Genomic DNA, 11,225 nt, shown 5'->3' with positions numbered 1-11,225 from the left:
CGGCCATGACACCGGCGGTGAAGTCTTCCCTATAGCCTTAGTCGATGATAACGCGGCCATTCAGCGGCTGTAGCGGGCGATTGTTCGCATGCTGTACTGCGGTGCGGAATTGGGCGATCTGCTCGGCAGATGCGCTGACGGGCTTATCCAGTACCATCCAGCTTACGCCTTCAGAACAGGGGGGAGTGGTCAACGAACCGCTGAACCGATAGAAGTTAAACCTTTTTGGCAGCAGGGCTTTGATATCCAGCGGTGTAGTCAGTACTGCAGTCTGACCGACGGCTGTCGGTATCTGCTGCCAGGCCCGCGCCAGTTGCGAATTGGTTTTGCCTTGCTGGAACATCAAAGCCAGCACCGCCAACTCACCTTGCTGGTCTTTATAGACAAAGTGCGCCTCCAGCGGGAACTGCTTGCCATCAATTTCGTTTTCGCTGGGGGCGTGGAAGTGAAATTGCTGCAGCGTGAAAGTGTCGTTATCCAGAACTAAAGTATTGCCGCCGCTAACGTTAACCTGCAGGGTATGGCCGTTATTGACGATCTGTTGCTTGCCCGGTTGGAAAGCGAGTTTCAGTTTGTCGTGTTGGGTTTTCAGCGCGCCCTTAATATTCACCGGTGACTGGTTTTTACCGGTTTCGCACAGCGAAAAGTCCGGGGAAAGTTTGCCCCAGTGTGCCGGATCTTCCTGACCTTCATAGCCCCAATGCGCTTGCTCTGCCGCACCCGCCGAAAAGCAGGAGACCATTAAAACGGCGACTAATATTTTCCCTTTCATTGCCAATCCTTATTTAAACAACGTTAATCTTCTGTGGCGGCCAGCGACTAAAAAAACCGGCGGTGATCGCGCCTGCAGCAGAATACGCTCGCTTTTTGTCAGGATAAATCAGTGAAATCTTGGGGCGAAAAAAAACCACCGTAACCTGTTAAGTTATCGGTGGTTTTTATCAAAGCAAAAATGGAATTAGTTACGTTGACCGGTAATACGGCACCATTCTTCGCGTTCTGCGACCGGATCGAGCGTGAATTTATCTTCATAGGCTTGCGCCACGCTCGCGGCCTGGGTCGCCAGCACGCCGGACAGGCCCAGATAGCCGCCGGATTTAGGCAGGCAACCGATCAGCGGTGCCAGCTCACGCAATGGGCCGGCCAGGATGTTGGCGACCACCACGTCGGCCAGCAGATCGGCCGGTTGGTCTTTTGGCAGATACAGCTCCAGACGCTCTGAAACGCCGTTACGCTGCGCGTTGTCGCGGCTGGCCTGAATGGCCTGGGGATCGATATCGATGCCGATAGCGCGCGCTGCACCGAGTTTCAGTGCGGCAATTGCCAGGATGCCGGAACCGCAGCCGAAGTCGATAATGGTTTTACCGGCCAGATCGAGGCCGTCCAGCCACTGCAGGCACAACGCCGTCGTTGGGTGGGTGCCGGTACCAAACGCCAGGCCCGGGTCGAGCATCACGTTGACCGCGGTTGGGTCGGGCACGTCACGCCAGCTTGGGCAGATCCACAGACGCTCGCCGAAGCGCATCGGGTGGAAGTTATCCATCCACTCACGTTCCCAGTCTTTATCTTCCAGCTGTTCGATCTTGTGGCGGAAACCGGCGCCCAGCAGCGGATGCTGTTCCAGCATGGCCACCACTTCAGCCATATCGGTTTCGGCGTCGTACAGGCCGATCACATCGGTATCGCCCCACAGTAGGGTTTCACCTGGTAGCGGTTCGAACACCGGATTGTCGTGGGTGTCCTGAAAGGTCACCGAGACCGCACCGCTTTCAACCAGTGCGTCGCTCAGGTCTTCTGCCTGGCTGCCGGTGGTGTTCAGTTTGAGTTGGATCCAAGGCATAGCAATTCTCTTTTAAGAGGGTAATGATGACGCCGTCCGACGTTTTTCGCCGACGACGTTACCGATATAAAATGCCAACAGGCCAAACAGCAGTGAAGGCACGATAGGGTGCAACCCCGCCAACTGCAGCTTGAAGCTGGCCAATAGCGTATAGCATACCGCACCCGTCACCATTGAGCTAAGTGCTCCCTGCGCGTTGGCGCGTTCCCAGTACAGGCCCAGCACCAGTGGCCACAGGAACACCGCTTCCAGGCCGCCGAACGCCAGCAGATTCAGCCAGATGATCATTTCCGGTGGTCGCCAGGCCGCCAGCAGCACCAATAAGCCAAGGATTAGCGTGGTCAGGCTGGAGAAGCGTTTGATCAGGCGTTCGTTCTGCATTTGCTGCGGCCGTACGCCAAGGTAGAGATCTTTAATAATAGTGGCGGATGATTGCAGCAATTGGGCGTTAATGGTCGACATGATTGCCGCCATCGGCGCAGCCAGGAAGATACCGGCGGCATATGGCGGCAGCACGGTGATCATCAGCGTTGGGATCACCTGATCGGGGATCTTCAGATCCGGCAGTACCGCACGGCCCAGCGCGCCGGCCAAATGCATGCCGAACATCAGCACCGCCACCACCATGGTGCCGAGGATGATGCCGCGATGTACCGCCTTGCTGTCTTTGTAGGAGATGCAGCGCACCGCCGTATGCGGCAGGCCAATCACACCAAAGCACACCAGGATCCAAAACGATGCCATAAACGGCAGGCTGAGGATCTGTTCACCCCCCTGTGGTGACACCAGCGCCGGGTCAATCTGCTGGAGTTTGTCCACTGCGCTATGCAGACCGCCGGCGGCGTGGATCACCGCAACCAGTAACAGCACGGTGCCGATCAACATCACCAGGCCCTGCATGGCGTCGTTCAGCACGCTGGCACGAAAGCCGCCAAAGGCGGTATACAGCGCAATGCTGATGCCAAAGATCAGCAGACCGGTGTCGTAAGGGATACCGGCGGCGGTTTCCAGCAGGCGTGCGCCGCCGATAAACTGCACCGTCATGGCCCCCAGGAACGCCACCAGCAGGCTAAGACTCGCCAGCCAGACCAACAGACGGCTTTGGTAACGGCCGTACAGCATGTCGTTCAGGGTGATGGCGTTGTAGCGGCGCGCCAGAATAGCGAATTTTTTGCCCAGTACACCGAGCGACAACCACACCGCCGGCAGTTGGATCATCGCCAATAGCACCCAACCCAGGCCGTATTTATAGGCGGCACCGGGGCCACCGATAAACGAACTGGCACTGATATAGGTGGCGGTCAGCGTCATGGCCAGCACGAAGCCGCCCATCGAGCGGCTGCCAAGGAAATATTCGCTGAGGAAGTTGCCGGTTTGACGACGGCTGTACGCGTAGACCGACAAGCCAAACACCAGCACCAGATAGGCAACCAGCGGCAAAATGACTTCAGTTTGCATCGCCGTCCTCCAGCGAAATATCACGGAATACGCCGCGTACCATCAGCCAGCACAGGCCGATAAACAACAACGGGACCAGCAAACAGGCCATTTCGAACCAGTGCGGCAGGCCGGTAATACCGGATCCACTGTCCGGCAGGTAGGCCGCCAGCGACCAGGCCAGCAGATACAGCAGCGTCAGACCGAGCGCCCATCGTGCTTCGCGGTGGGCTTGAATAAAGCGTGTTTCCATCAGTGTTCCCCATAGGTTTACGGTGATGGTTTTGCCAAAGGTAAGGAATTCTACGGCAAGGCCGGCTTTTGCCAAGTCGTTACAAAAGAAAAAGGCCGGTGATTAACCGGCCTTCTGTCAGGCGATGCGAATAGCCTGCCTTAGGTTTCCTGCAGACCGAGCTTCTTCTCCAGATAGTGGATGTTGGTGCCACCGTGCTGGAAGTTTTCGTCGCTCATGATCCGCTGCTGCAGTTCAACGTTGGTTTTGATGCCATCGATGATCAGTTCAGCCAGGGCGTTCTTCATGCGGGCAATTGCCACGTCACGGTTTTCACCGTAAGTGATCAGTTTGCCGATCATGGAATCATAGTACGGCGGTACGGTATAACCGGCGTAAATATGAGATTCCCAACGCACGCCGAAACCGCCTGGCGCATGGAAACGGGTGATCTTGCCTGGGCTTGGCAGGAAGGTGTTCGGGTCTTCGGCGTTGATACGGCATTCCACCGCGTGGCCGTGAACCTTCACTTCATCCTGTTTGATCGACAGCGGTTGACCGGCAGCGATACGCAGCTGCTCTTTGATCAGATCCACGCCGGTGATCATTTCGGTAACCGGGTGTTCAACCTGAATACGGGTGTTCATTTCGATGAAATAGAACTCGCCGTTTTCGTACAGGAACTCGAAAGTCCCCGCACCGCGGTAACCGATCTCAACACAGGCTTTCGAGCAGCGCTCGCCGATGTAGCGGCGCATTTCGCTGGTGATGCCTGGTGCTGGTGCCTCTTCAACCACTTTCTGGTGGCGGCGCTGCATGGAGCAGTCACGTTCGGCCAGATAGATGGCGTTACCCTGACCGTCGGCCAAAATCTGAATTTCGATATGGCGTGGGTTTTCCAGGTATTTTTCCATGTAAACCATGTCATTGTTGAAAGCCGCTTTGGCTTCCGCTTTTGTCATGGAAATGGATTGCTCGAGGTCTTTGTCGCTGCGCACAACGCGCATGCCACGGCCGCCGCCGCCGCCAGATGCCTTGATGATCACCGGGTAACCGATGCGCTTGGCGAAGGCACGGTTTTTATCCATGTCATCGGTCAGCGGGCCGTCGGAACCAGGTACGCAAGGCACGCCGGCTTTCTTCATGGCGTTGATGGCAGAAACCTTGTCGCCCATCAGGCGGATGGTTTCGGCTTTCGGGCCAATGAAGATAAAGCCGGAGCGTTCGATCTGCTCGGCGAAGTCAGCGTTCTCAGACAAGAAGCCGTAGCCCGGGTGGATCGCCACTGCGCCGGTGATTTCCGCCGCAGAGATGATAGCCGGGATATTCAGATAGCTTTTTACCGATGGCGCAGGACCGATACACACGGTCTCGTCAGCCAGCAGTACGTGTTTCAGATCGCGATCGGCTGTGGAGTGCACGGCAACGGTTTTGATGCCCAGCTCTTTACAAGCACGCAGGATACGAAGCGCGATCTCGCCACGGTTGGCGATAACAATTTTATCAAGCATGTTCGCCTCGTTATTCGATGACGACCAGTGGCTCGTCAAATTCTACCGGTTGGCCGTTCTCTACCAGGATGGCTTTCACCACGCCGGATTTATCCGCTTCGATCTGGTTCATCATTTTCATGGCTTCAACGATGCACAGCGTGTCGCCGGCATTCACTTTCTGGCCAACTTCGATGAAGGATTTCGCATCCGGGCTTGGTGTGCGGTAGAAAGTGCCAACCATTGGGGAACGGACGATGTGGCCACTCATGGCCGCTGGTGCTGCAGGGGCTTCAGCTGGCGCGGCAGCCACGGCGGTAGCCAGAGCTGGCTGCGGCTGTGCCGGCATTGCGTATGCCTGCGGCATCATTGGGTAAGCCTGTACCGGAGCGGCACGGCTGATGCGAACCGACTCTTCGCCTTCAGAGATTTCCAGTTCAGAAATGCCTGATTCTTCAACCAGTTCGATCAGTTTCTTGATTTTACGAATATCCATGAGTGTGATTCCGTACTCTTTTTGCGTAGCAATTAGTGGGTTTTCGACAGACGGTTAACCGCTGCCTGTAAAGCAAATGTGTAGCCATCTGCGCCGAGGCCGCAAATCACACCCACCGCAATATCGGAAAGGTAGGAGTGATGGCGGAAAGGCTCGCGGGCATGCACGTTGGACAGGTGGACCTCGATAAACGGGATCTGCACCGCCAGCAATGCATCACGCAGCGCCACGCTGGTATGCGTGAACGCGGCAGGGTTGATCAGAATAAAATCTGTATTGCCGCGCGCCTGGTGTATGCGGTCGATGAGCGCATGTTCGGCGTTAGACTGCAGATGGCTCAGGGTAATATCCAGTGCGGATGCCTGGTTTTCCAATCCGTTAACAATCTCTGTTAGCGTCGTGCTACCGTATTTCTCCGGTTCACGCGTCCCCAGCAGATTCAGATTGGGGCCGTTCAGAAGCAAAATGTGAAACTTATCCGCCATTGTGCTGGTATCTCCGGCAATAAAACCATCATCGTAGAAAATAACCCGATGTCACCGATTTGTCACCTGTTAAGGGGAAAATTCACCCTGAGAACAGGAACAAGGTCGGGCATTATAACGATATCGTAGCAATTCGCAGCTAAATACTGGTCTTATCAGCGAAGATATTCAACCCTAAACCCGCAAACTGGCCAGGCTGTTATCGCATTATGAGGGGTAGAACACAGAAAAGTTCCGCCTGTTAACGCCACCAATTGCGGAATTTCTTGTATCTCAGTGCCAGCAGCACGACGGCCAGCAGGGCATAAATGAAGGGTTGTGGCGAAAAGGTTTTGACCGACCACAGGTAATGAATCGGTGCCAGGATCGCCACCAGATACACCAAATTATGCAGCGTTTGCCATTTGGCGCCCAGTTTGCGCATCGCCCACAGCGTCGAGGTCGCGGCCAGCGCCAACAGGATCAGCCAACTGATAATACCGAGCGTCAGGTAAGGGCGGGTGACCAGTTCGCGCCCCAGCAGACCGATATTGCTTAGCCCCAATTCCAGCGTCGAATAGCTTATCAGATGCAGCGTGGCCCAGGCAAAACACCAGAGCCCCACCAGGCGGCGGCAACGAATCAGCAGTGGCTGGCGGGTATAGCGTGCCAGCGGGGCGATCATTAAGGTGGCCAACAACAGCTTCAGCGTCATTCTGCCGGTAAAATGCTGAATATCCTTGGCCGGATCGGCGCTAAACCAGCCCTGATCCACCGACAGAACCAGCCAGAGAAAAGGCAAAAATGCCGCCAGATAAATGGCGACCTTGATCCATTTGATATGGGTTGGAGTCAAACGCACTTAGAAATTCTCCCGCAGATCCAGGCCGCGATACAGTGAGGCCACCTGTTCGGCATAGCCGTTAAACAGCAGCGTTGGCTGGCGTTTAACATCCAGAATGCCGCCGGAGCCGATAAAGCGCTCGGTGGCCTGCGACCAGCGTGGATGATCGACATGCGGGTTCACATTGGCATAGAAACCGTATTCATTAGGCGCAGACTGATTCCAGGTGGTCGGCGGCTGATCGCGCACCAGACTGATATGGACGATCGACTTGATGCCTTTAAAACCGTATTTCCATGGGGTGATCAAGCGCAGCGGCGCACCATTCTGCGGCGGCAACGTTTTGCCGTACACGCCGACGGTCAGCAGCGCCAGCGGGTTCATCGCCTCATCGAGACGTAGCCCTTCAACATAGGGATACTTCAGCCCGCCGCCGATAAAACGGTCTTTCTGGCCCGGCATCTGTTCTGGATCGTACAGCGTCTGGAAGGCGACGTAGCGCGCGTTGCTGTTCGGTTCCGCCAGCTTGATCAGCTTACCCAATTCAAAGCCAATCCACGGCACCACCATCGACCAGGCTTCGACGCAACGCATGCGGTAAATGCGCTGTTCCAGCGGGAAGCGTTTGATTAAGTCATCGATGTCCAGCGTGATCGGTTTGGCGACTTCGCCGTCGATGCGCACCTGCCAGCCTTCGGTTTTCAAACCGCCGGCATTGGCCGCCGGATCGGCCTTATCCAGACCGAACTCGTAGAAGTTGTTGTAGCCGGTGACCTTATCTTCCGGCGTCAAGGCCAGTTGGGCCTGCCAGGCTGCCGGCTTGCTGAATTCCAGCGGTTTGCCCGGCGGTGCCTTGGGCCGATCGTGACCTTTAAACCATGACAGCAAATCGGCCTGTGCGTTAAGCGGCAGGGCCAGTGACGCGGCGGTGATGCCTAACGCCTGCAACACTTTTCGCCGTTGATAAAACACGCTCTCTGGCGTGACATCGGCCTCAGTTAATTTAGGTTGTTTGCTCATGCTATTTTTCTCCGCGAATATGAAGTAAGCATGGCGTGAAACCAGGCCTTATGCGAGAGACGGCGGGAAAATATGAAATTTCGCAGACGGGACATGCCCCCCGTTGTTGGGGGGCGTTCAGGCTTAGCGGACTTTCACCAGAGTACGGCCGGTGACTTTGTTATCCAGCAGCGCGGCAGCGGTGGCCGGTGCCTGTTCCAGCGTGATTTCCTGGGTGGCCTGCTGGTAGAAGCTGTCTGGCAGGATACCGGCCAGGCGTTCCCAGGCGGTTTGACGGCGATGCAGCGGGGTGTGCACCGAGTCCACGCCTTGCAGGCGTACATTGCGCAGAATAAATGGCATCACCGTGGTCGGCAGGTGATAACCACCGGCCAGGCCGCAGGCAGCGACGGTACCGTTATAGTTCATTTGCGCCAACACTCGTGCCAGCATAGTGTCGCCGACGGTATCGACTGCACCGGCCCACAGTTGTTTTTCCAGCGGGCGCGGGGCTTCGAGATAGCCGCTACGCGACAGCACTTCTTTGGCACCGAGCGCTTTCAGGTAATCGGTATTGCTTTCGCGGCCGCTGATTGCCGTCACGTGATAGCCCAGCGCGGCCAGAATAGCGATCGCCGTGCTGCCTACGCCGCCGCTGGAGCCGGTAACCAAAATGTCGCCGTCATCCGGGCGCACACCCCCTTCTTCCAGCGCCATCACGCACAGCATGGCGGTAAAACCGGCGGTGCCGAGGATCATCGCCTTGCGTTCATCCAACCCGTTTGGCAGCGGCACCAGCCATTCGCCGGAGACACGGGCCTGTTCAGCCAGGCCGCCCCAATGGTTTTCACCCACGCCCCAGCCGGTAAGCACCACGCTCTGGCCTTCTTTAAAGCGATCGTCACGGCTGTGGCGCACGGTACCGGCGAAGTCGATGCCTGGCACCATCGGGAAGTTGCGTACAATCTTGCCTTTGCCGGTGATCGCCAACGCGTCTTTATAATTGAGGCTGGACCAGTTGACGTCTACCGTGACATCGCCGTCGGGCAGTTGATCGCTGCTGATATCTTTGACTTGAGCCAGAGTTTGATCGTCTTGTTGTTCCAATAACAGTGCACGCATGTCACTCTTCCTCTCGTTAGCTAATTTTCTGAATCTGTCTTTAATTGACTATATGCATATAAGAATTGTATGTCCTGATTAAAGACAAAAAAGGGTGATTGAAGGTTTTCTTCGTCGACGATGCTTGGTAGCTTGAGCGACATGAGTTGTCGGCGAGTATCGTCAGGGCAAAGCCAGTGAATCATTAAAAAATCAGGGTGTTGTATTGGATTCTTTTGAGCGAATTCGGGGCCTTTATACGACCAAAGGTGAAAATCCACGTAACGATAACGGACAAGGCACAGGGATGCGATTCACCACCAAGCTCTCTGCATTGATCACCCTGCTGGTTGCTTTGGCGATGTTTTTGATGCTGATGGGCTGTTCATACAGTTACTTTTACGTCACTCAGGAGCGACTGGAGCGCCGCTTCGACTCGCTGATGACTTCGCTCGATCAGGCGATGTTGCATGAACCTCCGCAGGAGCAGGAAAAATGGCTTCCTCTGGTGATGCGCCCACTCGGGATCGTGGCCGTCAGCGTGGATACCAGCCACAGCAATCTCCTTTCTTATAATCTGCCGACGCTAAAGCAGCCCTGGGAGTCACTCAATGGCTACCGGCAAGTTTCACTGCCGCTGATGCAGCATCCCGGCGCTTCGCTACGCATTACCTATATTGACCCTTTCGCCAGCGACGTGCGTTCTCTGCAATCCACCGCGGCCGTCACGCTGTCGATCGTTATCATGGTGGTGATCCTGCTGTTCAGTTTACGTTGGCTGCGAGAGCAGGCTGATGGGGAGGACAGGCTGGAGCGCCGTGCCCGCCGCATTCTTAATGGCGAGCGGGAGAGCGTGATGCAGGGCGACGTACGTGAATGGCCGGCGAACGTCAGCGGTGCGCTCGATCGTCTGTTGGCGGATCTGACGGAAGCGCGCGAGGAGCGCAGCCGGGTCGATACGCTGATCCGCGCCTTTGCCGCGCAGGACGCCAAAACCGGGCTGAACAACCGATTGTTCTTTGATAACCAACTGACCACCCAACTGGAAGAGGAAGGCTCGCACGGCATCGTCATGATGGTGCGATTACCCGATTTCGACACGCTGCGGGAAATCCACGGTAACAGTGCGGTACAGGAACTGATGTATTCACTGGTCAATCTGTTGTCGACCTTCGTGATGCGCTATCCGGCGGCGCTGTTGGCGCGCTATTTCCACAGTGATTTCACCGTGCTGTTACCGCACCGCACGTTGAAAGAAGCTGACGGTATCGCGTCACAGCTGGTTCACGCGATTGATGCCCTGCCTTCAACCGCGCTTATCGATCGCGAAGCGTTTTTGCATATCGGCATCGTGGCATACCGCAGCGGGCAAACCACCGAGCAGGTGATTGATTACGCAGAGCAGGCCACGCGGCATGCCACGCTGCAGGGGGAAAACGGCTGGTATGTTTACGACAGCCAGGTGCCGGAAAAAGGGCGCGGCAGCGTCAAATGGCGCACCCTGTTGGAGCAGGTGTTGGCGCGGGGTGGCCCGCGGTTGTACCAGAAGCCGGCGGTGACGGTGGACGGAGAAGTCCATCACCGTGAGATCATGAGCCGGATTTATGACGGTACCCAGGAATTGCTGCCATCTGAATATATGCCGCTGGTACAGCAGTTGGGGTTGGCGGAAAGTTACGATCGTCAGCATCTGAGCCGCATCCTTCCTTTATTGGCACTGTGGCCCGAAGAAACGCTGGCATTTACGCTGTGCGTAGACTCTTTATTGCAGCGTTCTTTCCAGCGCTGGCTGCGAGATAGCCTGCTTCAGTGTGAAAAAAGTCATCGTCGGCGAATTCTGATTGAACTTGCAGAGGCAGACGTGTGTCAACATATCGACCGTTTACGTCCGGTGCTGAGATTACTCTCAGGATTGGGCTGTCGTCTGGTGGTATCCCAGGCGGGGTTAACCGTGGTGAGTACCTCCTATATCAAGTCCTTACCGGTGGAACTGGTTAAGCTCCATCCTGGTTTGGTGCGGAGTATTGACCGGCGTGATGAAAATCAGCTGTTTGTTCAGAGCCTGACGGGCGCCTGCGAAGGCACCAGCACCCAGGTTTTTGCCGCCAGCGTGCGGACGCGCAACGAATGGCAGACGCTGAAAGATCGCGGGATCCTCGGTGGGCAGGGCGACTTTTTCGCGTCGCCGGAACCGATAGACGTAGGGCGCAAAAAATATTCGCGTCGTTATCGCGTTTAACCTGAATGCCGGGCAAAAATTGACGTAGAATGAGCGCCAATTCATCTGGGCTATTTTATCTGTCTTTTTGGGATAACCCCCAA

Annotated in this window: 11 protein-coding genes; 1 reads left to right on the top strand and 10 read right to left on the bottom strand. The window is 56.0% G+C overall.

Annotation, left to right across the window (positions count from 1 at the left end; translation table 11 throughout):
* Positions 1-37: 37 nt before the first annotated feature.
* From QOT07_RS22570 to acuI, 10 genes are all read right to left on the bottom strand, one after another.
* Positions 38-772 carry a carbonic anhydrase gene (locus QOT07_RS22570; protein WP_219017086.1) on the bottom strand — a complete coding sequence of 245 codons (735 nt, stop codon included), beginning with the start codon at positions 770-772 and terminating at the stop codon, positions 38-40.
* A 186-nt stretch (positions 773-958) separates the two neighbouring features.
* A complete protein-coding gene (gene prmA / locus QOT07_RS22565; RefSeq protein WP_099065502.1) occupies positions 959-1,840 on the bottom strand; it encodes a 50S ribosomal protein L11 methyltransferase in 882 nt (293 codons plus the stop codon).
* A gap of 12 nt (positions 1,841-1,852) precedes the next feature.
* The gene (gene panF / locus QOT07_RS22560; protein ID WP_112347146.1) at positions 1,853-3,298 is read right to left on the bottom strand and encodes a sodium/pantothenate symporter; all 1,446 of its coding nucleotides are present in this window, start codon (positions 3,296-3,298) and stop codon (positions 1,853-1,855) included.
* Positions 3,288-3,530 (bottom strand): YhdT family protein, encoded by a 243-nt coding sequence (locus QOT07_RS22555; protein ID WP_099065504.1) that lies wholly within the window; start codon positions 3,528-3,530, stop codon positions 3,288-3,290. The genes panF and QOT07_RS22555 overlap by 11 nt, the downstream gene beginning before the upstream one ends.
* 140 nt (positions 3,531-3,670) lie before the next feature.
* Complete coding sequence (gene accC / locus QOT07_RS22550) at positions 3,671-5,020, bottom strand: acetyl-CoA carboxylase biotin carboxylase subunit (RefSeq protein WP_012147113.1); 1,350 nt, start codon at positions 5,018-5,020, stop codon at positions 3,671-3,673.
* Between the two features lie 10 nt (positions 5,021-5,030).
* Positions 5,031-5,495, bottom strand: coding sequence for an acetyl-CoA carboxylase biotin carboxyl carrier protein (gene accB, locus QOT07_RS22545; protein ID WP_099065505.1), 465 nt, complete (start codon positions 5,493-5,495; stop codon positions 5,031-5,033).
* A gap of 32 nt (positions 5,496-5,527) precedes the next feature.
* Positions 5,528-5,980 (bottom strand): type II 3-dehydroquinate dehydratase, encoded by a 453-nt coding sequence (gene aroQ / locus QOT07_RS22540; protein ID WP_219017085.1) that lies wholly within the window; start codon positions 5,978-5,980, stop codon positions 5,528-5,530.
* 241 nt (positions 5,981-6,221) lie between these two features.
* A complete protein-coding gene (msrQ, locus tag QOT07_RS22535) occupies positions 6,222-6,821 on the bottom strand; it encodes a protein-methionine-sulfoxide reductase heme-binding subunit MsrQ (RefSeq protein WP_099065506.1) in 600 nt (199 codons plus the stop codon).
* Positions 6,822-7,823: a protein-methionine-sulfoxide reductase catalytic subunit MsrP gene (msrP, locus tag QOT07_RS22530; RefSeq protein WP_099065507.1), complete on the bottom strand. Its 1,002-nt coding sequence runs from the start codon at positions 7,821-7,823 to the stop codon at positions 6,822-6,824.
* A gap of 123 nt (positions 7,824-7,946) precedes the next feature.
* A complete protein-coding gene (gene acuI, locus QOT07_RS22525; RefSeq protein WP_099065508.1) occupies positions 7,947-8,924 on the bottom strand; it encodes an acrylyl-CoA reductase (NADPH) in 978 nt (325 codons plus the stop codon).
* A gap of 286 nt (positions 8,925-9,210) precedes the next feature.
* Here acuI and csrD point away from each other — a divergent pair, with 286 nt between their 5' ends.
* Positions 9,211-11,142, top strand: a complete 1,932-nt coding sequence (csrD, locus tag QOT07_RS22520; protein WP_099065509.1) for an RNase E specificity factor CsrD — start codon at positions 9,211-9,213, stop codon at positions 11,140-11,142.
* Positions 11,143-11,225: the final 83 nt, after the last annotated feature.

The sequence above is a fragment of the Serratia proteamaculans genome (assembly GCF_949794035.1).
GTDB lineage: Bacteria > Pseudomonadota > Gammaproteobacteria > Enterobacterales > Enterobacteriaceae > Serratia > Serratia proteamaculans.
The sequence above is the reverse complement of the archived record's forward strand: the minus strand, read 5'-3'. Positions and strand labels throughout refer to the sequence as shown.